The 16,345-nt window shown below is 49.5% G+C and carries 11 protein-coding genes and 3 pseudogenes; 8 read left to right on the forward strand and 6 right to left on the reverse strand.

The features are described 5' to 3' along the window. Positions 1-17: 17 nt before the first annotated feature. Positions 18-1,961: a 2',3'-cyclic-nucleotide 2'-phosphodiesterase gene (gene cpdB / locus QUF14_RS25470; RefSeq protein ID WP_000589414.1), complete on the reverse strand. Its 1,944-nt coding sequence runs from the start codon at positions 1,959-1,961 to the stop codon at positions 18-20. A gap of 189 nt (positions 1,962-2,150) precedes the next feature. On the opposite strand from cpdB, the gene cysQ reads away from it, so the two are divergent. From cysQ to QUF14_RS25490, 4 genes and pseudogenes are all read left to right on the forward strand, one after another. Beyond that, a complete protein-coding gene (gene cysQ, locus QUF14_RS25475) occupies positions 2,151-2,891 on the forward strand; it encodes a 3'(2'),5'-bisphosphate nucleotidase CysQ (RefSeq protein WP_000886896.1) in 741 nt (246 codons plus the stop codon). 211 nt (positions 2,892-3,102) lie between these two features. Then, positions 3,103-3,451: pseudogene (locus tag QUF14_RS25480) on the forward strand (hypothetical protein); the annotation flags it as partial. 58 nt (positions 3,452-3,509) lie between these two features. Further along, positions 3,510-4,201: pseudogene (locus tag QUF14_RS25485) on the forward strand (IS1 family transposase). A gap of 9 nt (positions 4,202-4,210) precedes the next feature. Further along, positions 4,211-4,798, forward strand: a pseudogene (locus QUF14_RS25490) (hypothetical protein); the annotation flags it as partial. Positions 4,799-4,914: 116 nt separating this feature from the next. Here QUF14_RS25490 and QUF14_RS25495 read toward each other — a convergent pair. After that, positions 4,915-5,609, reverse strand: a protein-coding gene (locus QUF14_RS25495) for an IS1 family transposase (protein WP_085948397.1) whose coding sequence is annotated in 2 segments (ribosomal slippage) — positions 4,915-5,363 and positions 5,363-5,609 — 696 coding nt in all. Because the reading frame shifts where the segments join, the coding sequence is not laid out codon by codon here. Positions 5,610-5,672: 63 nt separating this feature from the next. Continuing rightward, positions 5,673-6,227, reverse strand: a complete 555-nt coding sequence (locus tag QUF14_RS25500) for a YtfJ family protein (protein ID WP_000175278.1) — start codon at positions 6,225-6,227, stop codon at positions 5,673-5,675. 325 nt (positions 6,228-6,552) lie between these two features. On the opposite strand from QUF14_RS25500, the gene QUF14_RS25505 reads away from it, so the two are divergent. Then, positions 6,553-6,759, forward strand: a complete 207-nt coding sequence (locus tag QUF14_RS25505; protein WP_000689228.1) for a DUF1107 domain-containing protein — start codon at positions 6,553-6,555, stop codon at positions 6,757-6,759. A gap of 62 nt (positions 6,760-6,821) precedes the next feature. Here the strand turns inward: QUF14_RS25505 and paeA are convergent, their stop codons facing one another. After that, positions 6,822-8,165, reverse strand: coding sequence for a polyamine export protein PaeA (gene paeA, locus QUF14_RS25510; protein WP_000934983.1), 1,344 nt, complete (start codon positions 8,163-8,165; stop codon positions 6,822-6,824). Positions 8,166-8,487: 322 nt separating this feature from the next. Beyond that, on the reverse strand, positions 8,488-9,126 hold the full coding sequence (msrA, locus tag QUF14_RS25515) for a peptide-methionine (S)-S-oxide reductase MsrA (RefSeq protein ID WP_024212012.1): 639 nt from the start codon (positions 9,124-9,126) through the stop codon (positions 8,488-8,490). Positions 9,127-9,331: 205 nt separating this feature from the next. Between msrA and tamA the strand changes: the two genes are divergently transcribed. The 3 genes from tamA to QUF14_RS25530 are packed head-to-tail and all read left to right on the forward strand — an operon-like array spanning position 9,332 to position 15,185. Beyond that, a complete protein-coding gene (gene tamA, locus QUF14_RS25520) occupies positions 9,332-11,065 on the forward strand; it encodes an autotransporter assembly complex protein TamA (RefSeq protein ID WP_001269295.1) in 1,734 nt (577 codons plus the stop codon). Next, positions 11,062-14,841, forward strand: a complete 3,780-nt coding sequence (tamB, locus tag QUF14_RS25525; RefSeq protein WP_000060851.1) for an autotransporter assembly complex protein TamB — start codon at positions 11,062-11,064, stop codon at positions 14,839-14,841. The genes tamA and tamB overlap by 4 nt, the downstream gene beginning before the upstream one ends. 2 nt (positions 14,842-14,843) lie before the next feature. Continuing rightward, positions 14,844-15,185 carry a gamma-glutamylcyclotransferase family protein gene (locus QUF14_RS25530; protein WP_001219160.1) on the forward strand — a complete coding sequence of 114 codons (342 nt, stop codon included), beginning with the start codon at positions 14,844-14,846 and terminating at the stop codon, positions 15,183-15,185. Positions 15,186-15,562: 377 nt separating this feature from the next. Here QUF14_RS25530 and ppa read toward each other — a convergent pair whose 3' ends face one another. After that, positions 15,563-16,093 carry an inorganic diphosphatase gene (gene ppa, locus QUF14_RS25535; protein ID WP_000055072.1) on the reverse strand — a complete coding sequence of 177 codons (531 nt, stop codon included), beginning with the start codon at positions 16,091-16,093 and terminating at the stop codon, positions 15,563-15,565. Positions 16,094-16,345 lie beyond the last annotated feature (252 nt).

Here is a 16,345-nt window from a genome sequence, read left to right on the forward strand (position 1 = left end):
GTCGAAAAAGAAGTGTTTTACTTACTCAAATCCACCTGATAAATCGCAAAGCCGATATCATCGGTCGCGACTTTCTTCATCGGATATTGTCCTTTCTCTTTAATAAACGCTGCGGCTTTATCTGACGGAGAGGTTTCGAAACGGATATCCAGTTTCTTATCGCCGGGAATCGGTGCTAAACGCCAGTTGTTATCTGCCGCCGGGTGAATTTCCCCCGCACGCTTCGACTCATCTGCAATCCACGCTGCCAGCACCGAGCGGTTCTCATCCGGTGAAGCAAAAGCGATATGGCTATCGCCCGTACCTGCAAATTTGCCGCCGTAAGCGCGATAGTTATTGGTGGCAACGAGGAACATCGCGTTCGGATCAATCGGCTTGCCGTTAAAGGTCAGGTTCTTAATCCTTTCCGCATTGGCATTAACCACCTGGCACTCGCCGTCATAGCGGGCGGGCTGAGTAACATCAATCTGATAATTCACACCATCAATGACGTCAAAGTTATAGGTGCGGAAACCATCCCAGTTGATCAGTGACTGTGGTTTCGTGCTGTTGGGATCAATCTGGTTAAACTGTCCGGCGGAGCATTCCAGCCACTCTTTCACCTCTTTACCGCTGGCTTTCACCACAATCAGCGTATTGGGATAGAGGTAAAGATCGGCGGCGTTACGGAAGGTTAATTGGCCTTTTTCCACCTCCACATAGCTTGCCGGATCATTTTTGCGACCACCGACTTTAAACGGTGCGGCAGCTGAAAGCACCGGCAGTTTTGCAAGATCGGGATCGCCCTGAATGTAATGTTCGACATACGCTTTTTGTGCATTATTCACCACCTGCACGGTCGGATCGTCCTGCACCAGCGCCAAATAGCTATACATATTGTCGGCAGATTTACCGATTGGTTTGCTGACAAACTGGCGTGTGGCCTCGTGATCGGCCTTAAGTGTTTCTACCAGCTTGCTGTCTTCCGCCGCGAGGGATTTTTTATTGGCGATATCGTAAATTGGCCGTGCTTCCGCTTTCGCCTGCGTCACCTGCCATTTTCCGCTGTCATTATTGAGTTGCAGATCGACCACGCCGAGATGATCGCCCCACATGCCCGGCATTACCGCCGGAACGCCGTTCAGCGTGCCTTTGGCGATATCAGCCCCTTTGATATTCGCAAAATCTTTACTCGGGAAGACGGCGTGAGCATGGCCAAACATAATGGCGTCAACGCCCGGAATTTCACTGAGATAATAAACTGAGTTTTCTGCCATCACTTTATACGGATCGGCAGACAGACCAGAATGCGCCAAAACGACAACAAGATCGGCACCTTTCTCGCGCATTTCAGGTACGTACTTGCGCACAGTTTCCGTTATATCGTTAACGGTGACTTTGCCAGATAAATTAGCTTTATCCCATCCCATAATCTGCGGCGGTACGACGCCAATATAGCCAATCTTCAGCGTCTGTTTTTTTCCGTCTTTATCGATCACTTCGGTGTCTTTAATCAAATACGGTGTAAACATGGGCTGTTTGGTTTTAGCGTCAATGACGTTGGCGTTTACATAAGGGAATTTCGCTCCTGCCAGTGCATTTTTCAGGTAATCCAGACCGTAGTTAAACTCGTGGTTGCCAAGCGTGCCGACGGTATAGTCCAGCGTATTTAATGCTTTATAGACAGGGTGAATATCACCTGCTTTTAAGCCTTTCGCCGACATGTAATCGGCCAGCGGACTCCCCTGAATCAAATCGCCATTATCGACCAGTACGCTGTTTTTCACTTCATTGCGGGCATCGTTAATCAGGCTTGCCGTACGTACCAGTCCGAATTTTTCCGTGGCGGTGTCTTTGTAATAATCGAAATCCATCATGTTGCTATGCAAATCAGTGGTTTCCATGATACGCAGATCGACCGTCGCTGCATTCACACTGGCGGCAATCAGCGTGGCCAGGAGCGTTGCGCTAAACTTAATCATCAGGGACATCCTTTTATCATCGGGAATTCGAAAGAAAAGGGAGAATAAACCTCTTACTTTTAGAACAGTGAAGAATGCCACAATTTAACGCTTTGAAAATGATGACACTATCACAGTTGGCGCATTCTTTAACGATAGGGTATAAGTAAAACAACAAGTTAACACCGCTCACAGAGACGAGGTGGAGAAATGTTAGATCAAGTATGCCAGCTTGCACGGAATGCAGGCGATGCCATTATGCAGGTCTACGACGGGACGAAACCGATGGACGTCGTCAGCAAAGCGGACAATTCTCCGGTAACGGCAGCGGATATTGCCGCACACACCGTTATCATGGACGGTTTACGTACGCTGACACCGGATATTCCGGTCCTTTCTGAAGAAGATCCTCCCGGTTGGGAATTCCGTCAACACTGGCAGCGTTACTGGCTGGTAGACCCGCTGGATGGTACTAAAGAGTTTATTAAACGTAATGGTGAATTCACCGTTAATATTGCGCTCATCGACCACGGCAAACCGATTTTAGGTGTGGTGTATGCGCCGGTAATGAACGTAATGTACAGCGCGGCAGACGGCAAAGCCTGGAAAGAAGAGTGCGGTGTACGCAAGCAGATTCAGGTCCGCGATGCGCGCCCGCCGCTGGTGGTGATCAGCCGTTCCCATGCGGATGCGGAGCTGAAAGAGTATCTGCAACAGCTTGGCGAACATCAAACCACGTCTATCGGCTCTTCGCTGAAATTCTGCCTGGTGGCGGAAGGGCAGGCGCAGCTTTACCCGCGTTTCGGGCCAACCAATATTTGGGACACCGCCGCCGGTCATGCCGTGGCTGCCGCTGCCGGAGCACATGTTCACGACTGGCAGGGTAAACCGCTGGATTACACCCCGCGCGAATCGTTCCTGAATCCTGGGTTCAGAGTGTCTATTTATTAAATACAGATGGCAGAAACAGTGTATTTCCTGATTCTGCCATCCTGATTTGCTCCCAACCTAAAAAATTATAGATATAAAGGACTATATTTAAAGTGTAAATATTCTAACGCTAATAAGTTATGTTTTAATAATGAGCGTTTTTTGATAGTTTATTTCTTTAACAAGATGTTTAATGGCGACATAGAATAACCAAATATAATAAGGTTGTCATATGTTACCCAAGATCAGACACAATAATTTTTTTTGGTGCAGTGGAGTTATTTGTAAAGTCATCGCATACAAAAATACATTCAAATAATTTCTTTAATAATATTCAGCATGCATTTAAGAAAAGGGATTGGATTTCGAATTATGATAGTTTGTTAATTTTAAGGGAGTTCTTTCTTAGAGCAACACAGATCGATAAAAATAGTTATCAGGTGCTTTCATTAAAAGATGAAACCGTTCACTCCATGGATAATTTTCTTATCAGTTTCCGCCTTAAAGATAACGGTGCCGAATATACAATGACATTGCGAGGCACTGGATTTGAATACGAAGAAATCCCTATAACAATAAATGGGTGATGCCTCTAATTAGTTGAATCTGATGTATAATTCGGGCTTTTGAGGTTATCTCATGGCCAGTGTTAATATTCATTGTCCCCGTTGTCAGTCAGCTCGGGTTTACCGCCATGGTCAGAACCCTAAAGGCCGTGACAGATTTCGCTGCCGTGACTGCCACCGTGTATTTCAGCTCACTTATACTTATCAAGCACGTAAGCCGGGTATGAAAGAGCTGATCACTGAAATGGCCTTTAATGGTGCCGGGGTTCGCGATACCGCCGACACTGAAAATTGGTATTAACACCGTCATCCGGACTTTAAAAACTCGCGCCAAAGCGAATAACTTCTTCGCCTGTTGCCCATGCTGATGTGGCGCTTATCTGCGAGCTTGATGAGCAATGGAGCTACGTTGGCAGTAAAGCCCGGCAACATTGGCTCTGGTACGCGTACAACACCAAAACAGGCGGTGTACTGGCCTACACTTTTGGTCCCCGAACCGATCAAACGTGCCGGGAGCTACTGGCACTGCTTACACCCTTCAACATCGGCATACTCACCAGCGATGACTGGGGCAGCTATGGCCGGGTGGTACCGAAGAATAAGCATCTGATCGGCAAAATATTCACCCAACGCATTGAGCGTAATAATCTGACGCTACGCACCCGTATTAAGCGGTTGGCTCGTAAAACAATCTGCTTCTCACGCTCAGTTGAGATCCACGAAAAAGTGATCGGAGCGTTTATCGAAAAACACATGTTCTACTAATTGGATGCACTACCAATAAATGAGTATAACTCATTTATAGACTTTAAAAACCGTGAATTTCCACTAGCACAAAATAGAAGATTGTATGCCTATGATATTTTGCAGAAAAAACAGTCTGACATACCTGAAAGGATTAACGGTTATTTTCGGAAGGCGGCGGGTAACTTATCTTACGATTCTGCTTATTTGGAGAATGTAGTAAGCAAATTAAAACGGGGTAAATTTGAACTTGAAGGGCCAGAAGGTAGCATTAAAGAATGTGAAGGATGGTATTTTTGCGAGGAAATAAATAATGGAAATTATGCCATGGTCATAGAATCTTTGGGCTTTGCTCTTAAAATCTATGGAGGGGATGAGGAACTTCGAACTGGCTCTTATATTTTTTTGCAGGGTGAAGATTACTCTCTTATTTATAATTTTCTGGTTAATGCAGGTTACCAACAAGTGGAAATAACCGAGCAAGTGGAAGCGATTGTAAGTGCAAATCTTGCCGCAAACGGTAATTATACCGCAGAAAAGATTCACAAGAAATATAAATCTACCATTGAAGCGTTTAAAAAAGAGGTAAAACCGTTAAACGCGAATAAGGGTTATTGATACTAGTATGAGTTCGGCGTAAAAACTCAGAGACTTAATTCCCCTATCCCATATATATCGATAGGGGAAATTTATTTTTCCAGAATTTATGTTATTAACATTGGTAGTGCATCCAATTAGTAGAACATGTGTTTTTCGATAAACGCTCCGATCACTTTTTCGTGGATCTCAACTGAGCGTGAGAAGCAGATTGTTTTACGAGCCAACCGCTTAATACGGGTGCGTAGCGTCAGATTATTACGCTCAATGCGTTGGGTGAATATTTTGCCGATCAGATGCTTATTCTTCGGTACCACCCGGCCATAGCTGCCCCAGTCATCGCTGGTGAGTATGCCGATGTTGAAGGGTGTAAGCAGTGCCAGTAGCTCCCGGCACGTTTGATCGGTTCGGGGACCAAAAGTGTAGGCCAGTACACCGCCTGTTTTGGTGTTGTACGCGTACCAGAGCCAATGTTGCCGGGCTTTACTGCCAACGTAGCTCCATTGCTCATCAAGCTCGCAGATAAGCGCCACATCAGCATGGGCAACAGGCGAAGAAGTTATTCGCTTTGGCGCGAGTTTTTTAAAGTCCGGATGACGGTGTTAATACCAATTTTCAGTGTCCTGGCGGTATCGCGAACCCCGGCACCATTAAAGGCCATTTCAGTGATCAGCTCTTTCATACCCGGCTTACGTGCTTGATAAGTATAAGTGAGCTGAAATACACGGTGGCAGTCACGGCAGCGAAATCTGTCACGGCCTTTAGGGTTCTGACCATGGCGGTAAACCCGAGCTGACTGACAACGGGGACAATGAATATTAACACTGGCCATGAGATAACCTCAAAAGCCCGAATTATACATCAGATTCAACTAATTAGAGGCATCACCTTAACATTATTTGAGCAACTTTTGCAGCAGGTTCATCACTTGCTGCACCTCTTCCTGAGTGAGCGCACCGTCTTTGGCCCATTGCACTCGACCGTCTTTATCCAGCACCGCTACAGCGGAACTTTCTTCATCTAGCTGCCAGGCACCGCGCGCGATGCCATTGCTATCGACAATAAACTGCGACCAGGGATAAAGCTTTTTATTACTCTCCAGACTGCTGCGCACAAACATGCCAGAACCCGGAATCGCGTCGTCGGTGTTCACAATGGTGGTGGTCTGGTAACGATCGTGCGGTAACTTTGCTGATTTAATCGCTTCAATCAGCGTCGCGTTTTTCTCTTTTGCAGAGGTGCGACCAGCAATATGTTGCAGTACTCGCACTTTTCCCACTAACTGCGCGCTGTTCCAGGTTTTGTAGCTAAACTGATCTTTATCAAGCACCAACTCGCCCCGATCGGTAATGCCTATCGGTGGCACTCGTTGACCGGTTTCAAACTGATGTGCGGAAGCCATCATCGGCAACAGCAGGCAGGTGAGTGCCAGAATCTTACGTAGGGTCATGGTGTATCCTTCTTATGATATGCAGGTGATCCGACCACTTGGGGTCTGACTTTTAATCATATGTGCTATTTATCGAATTTCCCGCAAGTGTGATGCCAGTTTGCGGTCAAGCGCACAAATCATATGAAAAATGAATGCTTATACTGAAGACCGCGCTTCGGTAAAAAGATAATTCTGAATAATTGTAACCTTTAGGTAAAAAAAGTTATACGCGGTGGAAACATTACCCGGATAGTCTATAGTCACTAAGCATTAAAATTTGCGCCTCATAATAGTTGGGCCGATTGTGGCACCGCAAAGGCGTAATACTCAGCAGGAGATAACAATGAAAATTTTCCAACGGTACAACCCACTGCAGGTGGCGAAGTACGTAAAGATCCTGTTCCGTGGACGGTTATACATCAAGGATGTTGGCGCTTTTGAATTTGATAAGGGTAAGATTCTTATCCCAAAAGTGAAGGATAAGCTGCATTTGTCAGTGATGTCCGAAGTTAACCGTCAGGTTATGCGTCTGCAAACAGAGATGGCTTAACCAAAGTGCTATGCAGTAAATAAGACGGCTCCTGATTCAGGAGCCGTTGATGTTTCTTGGGGTTACGCGACGTTTTCTTCTTTATCTTTAACGTCAGGCAGTTTGGGCGAAAGGGCGGTGGCCTTGCTGTCGATCCGCGTTACCAGCAACTGGTCGATGCGGTAGTTATCGATATCCACCACTTCAAATTTGTAGCCGGCGAATTTCACCGAGTCGGTGCGTTTCGGGATTTTACGCAGCATAAACATCATAAAGCCGCCGATGGTTTCGTAGTTGCCTGACTGCGGGAACTCATCAATATCCAGCACACGCATTACGTCGTCAATCGGGGTGCCGCCATCAATCAACCATGAGTTCTCATCACGGGCGACAATCTGCTCTTCCAGTCCCTGACCGACCAGATCGCCCATTAGTGTGGTCATTACGTCGTTGAGGGTGATGATCCCAACGACCAGCGCGTACTCGTTCATGATCACCGCGAAGTCTTCACCCGCAGTTTTAAAACTTTCCAATGCCTCTGAAAGGGTTAATGTATCCGGCACAATCAGTGTGTTGCGAATTTGTACGCCGCTGTTCAGTGCCAGGCTTTGGTTAGCCAGCACGCGGTTCAGCAGGTCTTTAGAATCGACATAGCCGATGATGTGGTCAATATCTTCATTACAGACGAGAAATTTCGAGTGCGGATGTTCCGCCACCTTATTCTTCAGACTTTGCTCATCTTCGTGGAGATCAAACCAAATCACGTTTTCACGCGGTGTCATTGACGACGGAACGGTACGGGATTCCAGCTCAAAGACGTTTTCTATCAGCTCGTGTTCCTGTTTACGTAACACGCCCGCCAGTGCACCTGCTTCCACAACTGCATAGATGTCATCAGAAGTGATGTCATCTTTACGTACCATTGGCAGTTTAAAGATACGGAAGATCATGTTCGCCAGGCCGTTGAAGAACCACACCAACGGGGTGCAAACGTACAGGCAGAAGCGCATCGGGTTGATGATACGCAAAGCCACCGCTTCTGGCGCAATCATACCGATGCGTTTCGGAGTTAAATCCGCAAACAGGATAAACATGCCAGTTACTAACGAGAAAGAGAGAATAAAGCTCAGTTGCTCAGAGAGTTCCGCCGACATATAGCGGGAGAACAGGCTGTGAAAAGCTGGAGAAAACGCCGCATCACCGACAATACCGCCGAGAATCGCCACTGCGTTAAGACCGATTTGTACCACGGTAAAGAACATGCCAGGATTTTCTTGCATATTCAGAACGCGTTGGGCATTTATATTGCCTTCATCAGCCAGCAGTTTTAGTTTGATTTTGCGTGAAGCGGCAAGTGAGATCTCGGACATCGAGAAGAACGCACTTACAGCGATCAAGCAGAGTATGACAAAAATACTGTTTAACATATCTTATCCGACCTTTCAGGCCAGATCCTCGGAAGGGGAAGTTGATTAATTTGTGTGAAATACACATTGAAAGCCGATTCGAAGAAAGTGAACCGGCATTTTCAGTGGCTAGTATAGCGTAAGGTACTGTAAAGTCGCCAGAGGGTTAAAATTCAGACGACTGATAAATGCAAAACTGCCTGATGCGCTATGCTGTTCAGGCCTACGAAGTCTCTGCAATACATTGAATTTTGAGGGTTTTGTAGGCCTGGCAAGGCGTTTACGCCGCATCCGGCATAAACAAAGCTCACTTTATCAACAATCTGAGTTTGTAACCGTAACGCTATGCTTCCGGCGGCAGACAGACGCCAATTCCGCCAATTCCACAGTAACCATATGGGTTTTTATGCAGATATTGCTGGTGGTCATCTTCGGCATAATAAAATGGTGAGGCGTTAGCGATTTCCGTGGTGATGTGACGATCGTCATCGGCGGCAAGCATCGCCGCCTGAAAACGCTTCAGACTGGCACGAGCGGCGGCATCCTGTTCTGGGGTCAGCGGATAAATCGCTGAACGATACTGCGTGCCGTGGTCATTGCCCTGACGCATTCCCTGGGCGGGATCGTGATTCTCCCAAAATACTTGTAGCAACTGCTCATAGCTGATGACGGAAGGATCGTAAACAATGCGCACCGCTTCGGCATGACCAGTATCACCGGAGCACACTTCCCGATAAGTGGGGTTTGGCGTATATCCGCCGGTGTAACCTGCGGCGGTGCTGTAAACGCCGGGTAGCTGCCAGAACAGACGCTCCACACCCCAGAAACAACCCATCGCAAAAATGGCAATCTCCATTCCGTCAGGTACATTGGTCATTGAGTGACCATTGACCGCATGCAGCGTGGCTACGGGCATCGGGGTGTTACGTCCAGGCAGGGCATCGGCGGGGGAAACCAGATGCTTTTTATCAAATAAACTCATGGTGTCGCTCTCCCGAAAATCGGTCATTGGGGTTAAGGTTGTAACAAGAGACGTATTTGCACACAATAACCACCGTGAATAGGTCTAAAGTAAAACATAAGAAATATTTGGGGTTTAGTCTGCTTTTTAATCCATATTACTGGATTTTTGTTAAGCCGTTTAACGGCGTTCCAGGGGCAGGAATAAAGGATATTCAGGAGAAAATGTGCGCTATATCCGACAGTTATGCTGTGTAAGCTTACTCTGCTTAAGCGGATCTGCCTTCGCCGCGAACGTCCGTCTACAGGTCGAAGGGTTATCGGGACAACTGGAAAAGAACGTTCGTGCACAGCTTTCAACAATTGAAAGTGATGAAGTGACGCCAGACCGTCGCTTTCGCGCACGCGTCGATGATGCCATCCGCGAAGGTCTGAAAGCGCTGGGTTATTACCAGCCGACCATTGAATTTGATCTCCGTCCACCGCCAAAGAAAGGGCGGCAGGTATTGATCGCCAAAGTCACGCCAGGCGTGCCGGTGTTAATTGGCGGCACCGATGTGGTATTGCGCGGCGGCGCGCGGACCGATAAAGACTATTTGAAATTGCTCGATACTCGCCCGGCGATTGGCACTGTGCTGAACCAGGGCGATTATGAAAATTTCAAAAAGTCCTTAACCAGCATTGCGTTGCGTAAAGGTTATTTCGATAGCGAATTTACCAAAGCGCAGCTGGGCATTGCGCTCGGCCTGCATAAAGCCTTCTGGGATATTGATTATAACAGTGGCGAACGTTACCGCTTTGGGCATGTGACCTTTGAAGGATCACAAATTCGTGACGAATACCTGCAAAATCTGGTGCCGTTCAAAGAGGGCGATGAGTACGAGTCGAAAGATCTCGCGGAACTGAACCGCCGACTTTCTGCTACCGGCTGGTTTAACTCGGTGGTGGTTGCACCACAATTTGATAAAGCGCGCGAAACGAAAGTATTACCGTTGACGGGCGTGGTTTCGCCGCGCACAGAAAACACCATCGAAACCGGGGTCGGTTACTCTACAGACGTGGGACCGCGCGTGAAAGCGACGTGGAAAAAACCATGGATGAACTCTTACGGTCACAGTCTGACCACCAGTACCAGTATTTCCGCACCGGAACAGATCCTCGACTTCAGCTATAAAATGCCGCTGCTGAAGAACCCGCTGGAACAATATTATTTGGTGCAGGGCGGTTTTAAGCGCACTGACCTGAACGATACCGAGTCTGACTCCACGACGCTGGTGGCTTCTCGCTACTGGGATCTCTCCAGTGGCTGGCAGCGTGCCATTAACCTGCGCTGGAGTCTCGACCACTTTACCCAGGGTGAAATTACCAACACCACGATGCTGTTTTATCCGGGGGTGATGATTAGCCGCACGCGTTCTCGTGGTGGCCTGATGCCAACCTGGGGCGACTCGCAACGTTACTCTATCGACTACTCCAACACGGCCTGGGGCTCGGATGTCGATTTCTCCGTTTTCCAGGCGCAGAACGTCTGGATCCGCACACTGTACGATCGCCATCGTTTTGTGACACGCGGCACGCTGGGCTGGATTGAAACGGGTGATTTCGACAAAGTACCGCCGGATCTGCGTTTCTTCGCCGGGGGCGACCGCAGTATTCGTGGCTACAAATACAAATCTATCGCCCCGAAATACGCCAACGGTGACCTGAAAGGGGCATCGAAGTTGATAACCGGATCGCTGGAGTACCAGTACAACGTGACCGGAAAATGGTGGGGCGCGGTGTTTGTCGATAGTGGCGAAGCGGTAAGCGATATTCGCCGTAGCGACTTTAAAACCGGTACCGGGGTTGGCGTGCGCTGGGAATCGCCGGTCGGGCCAATCAAACTCGATTTTGCCGTACCGGTCGCGGATAAAGACGAACACGGGTTACAGTTTTACATCGGTCTGGGGCCAGAATTATGAGTTTATGGAAAAAAATCAGCCTCGGCGTGGTTATCGTTATCTTACTGTTGCTGGGATCGGTGGCGTTTCTGGTGGGCACCACCAGCGGCCTGCATCTGGTATTTAAAGCGGCGGATCGCTGGGTGCCAGGACTGGATATTGGCAAGGTCAGCGGCGGCTGGCGCGATCTCACCTTGTCTGACGTTCGTTATGAGCAGCCAGGCGTGGCGGTAAAAGCGGGCAATCTCCATCTGGCGGTCGGGCTTGAGTGCCTGTGGAACAGTAGCGTTTGTATTAATGACCTGGCGCTGAAAGACATTCAGGTCAACATCGACAGTAAAAAAATGCCCCCTTCTGAACAGGTTGAAGAAGAGGAAGATAGCGGGCCGCTGGATCTCTCCACGCCGTATCCCATCACCCTGACGCGGGTGGCGCTGGATAACGTCAACATCAAGATTGATGACACCACGGTATCGGTGATGGACTTCACCTCCGGCCTGAACTGGCAGGAGAAAACCCTGACCCTGAAACCGACATCACTGAAAGGTTTATTGATTGCTCTGCCGAAAGTGGCGGAAGTAGCGCAGGAAGAGGTCGTCGAACCGAAGATTGAAAATCCGCAGCCGGATGAAAAACCGCTCGGCGAAACGCTGAAAGATCTCTTTTCTCGCCCGGTATTGCCGGAAATGACCGACGTGCATTTGCCGCTCAACCTGAATATTGAAGAGTTTAAGGGCGAGCAGCTGCGCGTGACGGGCGACACGGACATCACCGTGCGCACCATGCTGCTGAAAGTGAGCAGCATTGACGGCAATACCAAACTGGACGCCCTGGATATCGACTCCAGTCAAGGGATCGTCAACGCCAGCGGCACGGCGCAGCTATCAGACAACTGGCCGGTGGATATCACCCTCAACAGCACACTGAACGTGGAGCCGTTGAAAGGCGAAAAGGTGAAGCTGAAAGTGGGTGGTGCGCTGCGCGAACAGCTGGAGATAGGCGTTAACCTTTCTGGCCCGGTAGATATGGATCTGCGCGCCCAGACGCGGCTGGCAGAAGCTGGATTGCCGCTCAACGTGGAAGTGAACAGCAAACAGCTTTACTGGCCGTTCATTGGTGAGAAGCAGTATCAGGCGGATGATCTGAAATTGAAACTCACCGGTAAAATGACCGATTACACGATCTCTATGCGTACGGCAGTGAAGGGGCAGGAGATCCCGCCCGCGACCATTACCCTTGATGCCAAAGGCAATGAACAGCAGGTCAATCTCGACAAACTCACCGTCGCGGCGCTGGAAGGGAAAACTGAACTCAAGGCGCTACTCGACTGGCAGCAGGCAATTAGCTGGCGCGGTGAGTTAACGCTTAATGGCATTAACACCGCGAAAGAGTTCCCGGAGTGGCCGTCGAAACTCAATGGTCTGATTAAAACCCGCGGTAGTCTGTATGGCGGCACCTGGCAGATGGACGTGCCGGAGTTGAAGCTGACCGGTAACGTCAAACAGAACAAAGTGAACGTTGACGGCACGCTGAAAGGCAACAGTTATATGCAGTGGATGATCCCAGGGCTGCATCTGGAACTGGGGCCAAACAGTGCCGAAGTGAAAGGTGAACTGGGGGTAAAAGATCTCAATCTTGATGCCACCATCAACGCGCCGGGGCTGGATAACGCGCTGCCGGGGCTTGGCGGTACAGCGAAAGGGCTGGTGAAAGTACGCGGCACGGTGGAAGCGCCACAACTACTGGCAGATATCACCGCGCGCGGCCTGCGCTGGCAGGAACTTTCCGTGGCGCAGGTTCGCGTGAAAGGTGATATCAAATCCACTGACCAGATTGCGGGTAAACTTGACGTACGCGTTGAGCAAATCTCGCAGCCCGATGTGAATATCAACCTCGTCACTCTGAATGCCAAAGGCAGCGAAAAGCAGCACGAGCTACAGTTGCGGATTCAGGGCGAACCGGTTTCCGGGCAGCTTAATCTGGCAGGCAGTTTTGATCGCAAAGAAGAACGCTGGAAGGGAACACTTAGCAATACCCGCTTCCAGACGCCAGTCGGCCCGTGGTCGCTGACCCGCGATATTGCGCTGGATTATCGCAACAAGGAGCAAAAAATCAGCATCGGGCCACACTGCTGGCTTAACCCGAATGCGGAACTGTGCGTGCCGCAAACCATTGATGCCGGGGCTGAAGGGCGTGCGGTGGTAAATCTCAATCGCTTCGACCTCGCCATGCTGAAACCGTTTATGCCAGAAACCACACAGGCCAGCGGTATCTTCACGGGTAAAGCGGATGTCGCATGGGACACCACTAAAGAAGGGCTGCCACAGGGGAGTATCACCCTTTCGGGGCGTAACGTGCAGGTAACGCAAACCGTCAACGATGCGGCGCTGCCCGTGGCGTTTCAGACGCTGAATCTGACGGCGGAACTGCGTAACAACCGTGCTGAACTGGGCTGGACCATCCGCCTGACCAATAACGGCCAGTTTGATGGTCAGGTGCAGGTGACCGATCCGCAAGGCCGCCGTAATCTTGGTGGCAACGTTAATATCCGTAACTTCAACCTTGCGATGATAAACCCCATCTTTACCCGTGGGGAAAAAGCAGCGGGGATGGTGAGTGCCAACTTGCGTCTGGGGGGGGATGTACAAAGCCCGCAGTTGTTTGGTCAGCTCCAGGCTACGGGTGTGGATATCGACGGCAACTTTATGCCGTTTGATATGCAACCGAGCCAGCTTGCGGTTAACTTTAACGGTATGCGCTCGACGCTTGCTGGTACTGTGCGGACCCAACAGGGAGAAATCTACCTGAGTGGTGACGCCGACTGGAGCCAGATTGAAAACTGGCGGGCGAGGGTAACCGCGAAAGGCAGTAAGGTACGGATCACCGTGCCGCCGATGGTACGAATGGATGTATCCCCAGATGTTGTATTCGAGGCTACACCAAACCTGTTTACTCTCGACGGTCGCGTGGATGTCCCTTGGGCGCGCATTGTGGTGCATGAGCTGCCGGAAAGCGCGGTGGGCGTTTCCAGCGATGTGGTGATGCTTAACGATAACCTGCAACCGGAAGAGCCGAAAACGGCGTCGATTCCGATTAACAGCAACCTGATTGTCCACGTTGGCAACAATGTGCGCATTGACGCCTTCGGCCTGAAAGCGCGGCTGACGGGCGATCTCAACGTCGTACAGGACAAACAAGGACTGGGCCTGAACGGGCAGATCAACATCCCTGAAGGTCGCTTCCATGCTTATGGTCAGGATCTGATTGTGCGTAAGGGTGAGCTACTGTTCTCTGGTCCGCCGGATCAACCGTATCTTAATATCGAAGCTATTCGTAACCCGGATGCTACAGAAGACGACGTAATCGCCGGAGTTCGAGTCACTGGTCTGGCAGACGAACCGAAAGCGGAGATCTTCTCTGACCCGGCGATGTCGCAACAGGCCGCGCTTTCCTACCTGCTACGTGGACAAGGGTTGGAGAGCGATCAGAGTGACAGTGCGGCGATGACCTCAATGCTGATTGGTCTGGGGGTTGCACAAAGTGGTCAGATTGTGGGTAAAATCGGCGAGACGTTTGGCGTAAGCAATTTAGCGCTCGACACAGAGGGAGTAGGCGACTCCTCCCAGGTGGTGGTCAGCGGCTATGTATTGCCAGGTCTGCAAGTGAAATACGGCGTGGGTATATTTGACTCAATAGCAACACTCACGTTACGTTATCGCCTGATGCCTAAGCTATATCTGGAAGCCGTGTCTGGTGTAGACCAGGCACTGGATTTGCTCTATCAGTTCGAGTTTTAGCAATGCGAATATTTGTCTACGGCAGTTTACGCCACAAACAAGGCAACAGTCACTGGATGACCAATGCCCAGTTACTGGGCGATTTCAGTATCGATAACTACCAGTTGTATAGCCTGGGCCACTATCCAGGCGCAGTTCCGGGGAACGGAACAGTACACGGTGAAGTTTATCGTATTGACAACGCCACGCTGGCCGAACTTGATGCCTTGCGCACCAGGGGCGGTGAATACGCGCGCCAGTTGATTCAGACGCCGTACGGGAGTGCATGGATGTACGTTTATCAACGACCCGTCGATGGATTAAAGCTAATTGAAAGCGGCGACTGGTTAGACAGGGATAAGTAATAATAAAAGCACGCCACCTTCGGGTGGCGTTGTTTTATGCGATGTATCTCGCGATTTTTTTTGTAACTTCCCCATCTTTAGCTTTTCTCTCCGAGCCGCTTTCCATATCCGTAAACGCATAAAAAACTCTGCTGGCGTTCACAATTACGTAGGGGTAAAACGGGGGCATGCTTTGAACGGTGAGAATGAGTGAGGTCGGCTAATTTCCAGCAAGCGGCTATGAACAGCAAAATGGTGGTCGTGTTTGCTTGTTCTTACCGTTCAAGCCTTGCAAGCGCTGAGAATAATGATAGGGGAATAGAGAGTTTATTTATCGCGGGCATAAAAAACCCTTACTAACCGAAGCCCGGCGTTCAGGGTTATGGCACTAGAAGAACTTATTTATTCTTTGCGCGCTCGAAGGAGGCAACGATTTCAGCTTTAGCGGCTTCTGCGTTTTCCCAGCCTTCAACTTTCACCCACTTGCCTTTTTCGAGGTCTTTGTAGTGCTCGAAGAAGTGAGCGATCTGTGCTTTCAGCAGTTCAGGCAGATCGTTAACGTCTTTGATGTGATCGTATTCTTTGCTCAGCTTGGTGTGCGGAACAGCAATCAGTTTCGCATCTTCACCAGCTTCGTCGGTCATTTTCAGAACGCCAACCGGACGGCAGCGAATCACAGAACCTGGCTGCAGCGGGTACGGAGTCGGGACCAGTACGTCAACCGGGTCACCGTCCAGAGACAGGGTGTGGTTGATGTAACCGTAGTTGCACGGATAGAACATCGCGGTGGACATGAAGCGGTCAACGAACAGTGCGCCGCTCTCTTTGTCGATTTCGTATTTGATCGGATCTGCGTTAGCCGGGATCTCAATAACAACGTAGATGTCTTCCGGCAGATCTTTACCCGCAGGGACGTTGAGTAAGCTCATGTCTGTTTCCTTTAAAAATATGTGGCAAACAAGTGCCGAGTATTATAGCCAACTCGCGCCGAATGTCTTCGCTTGTTTTCGTCTTCATTTTCCTTTTTCGCCAGTTTTAAGAAGGTTTACAGAGCAGGAAAATCCATAACCGTAGCCGCATTTTTCATAGTGAGATGAAAGCGATTACAAACTTGTGATTAACGTTTTATTTACTTTTTTGAAGTGTGATGTAACGCAATCCGTTACATAACGAATTGTCTA

It is taken from the genome of Escherichia sp. HH091_1A, assembly GCF_030295175.1.
GTDB lineage: Bacteria > Pseudomonadota > Gammaproteobacteria > Enterobacterales > Enterobacteriaceae > Escherichia > Escherichia coli_F.

Coding starts and splice junctions, on each gene's coding strand:
- ppa (WP_000055072.1), bottom strand. CDS start 16,093: ATGAGCTTACTCAACGTCCCTGCGGGTAAAGATCTGCCGGAAGACATC.
- msrA (WP_024212012.1), bottom strand. CDS start 9,126: ATGAGTTTATTTGATAAAAAGCATCTGGTTTCCCCCGCCGATGCCCTG.
- QUF14_RS25500 (WP_000175278.1), bottom strand. CDS start 6,227: ATGACCCTACGTAAGATTCTGGCACTCACCTGCCTGCTGTTGCCGATG.
- paeA (WP_000934983.1), bottom strand. CDS start 8,165: ATGTTAAACAGTATTTTTGTCATACTCTGCTTGATCGCTGTAAGTGCG.
- QUF14_RS25530 (WP_001219160.1), top strand. CDS start 14,844: ATGCGAATATTTGTCTACGGCAGTTTACGCCACAAACAAGGCAACAGT.
- QUF14_RS25505 (WP_000689228.1), top strand. CDS start 6,553: ATGAAAATTTTCCAACGGTACAACCCACTGCAGGTGGCGAAGTACGTA.
- tamB (WP_000060851.1), top strand. CDS start 11,062: ATGAGTTTATGGAAAAAAATCAGCCTCGGCGTGGTTATCGTTATCTTA.
- cpdB (WP_000589414.1), bottom strand. CDS start 1,961: ATGATTAAGTTTAGCGCAACGCTCCTGGCCACGCTGATTGCCGCCAGT.
- cysQ (WP_000886896.1), top strand. CDS start 2,151: ATGTTAGATCAAGTATGCCAGCTTGCACGGAATGCAGGCGATGCCATT.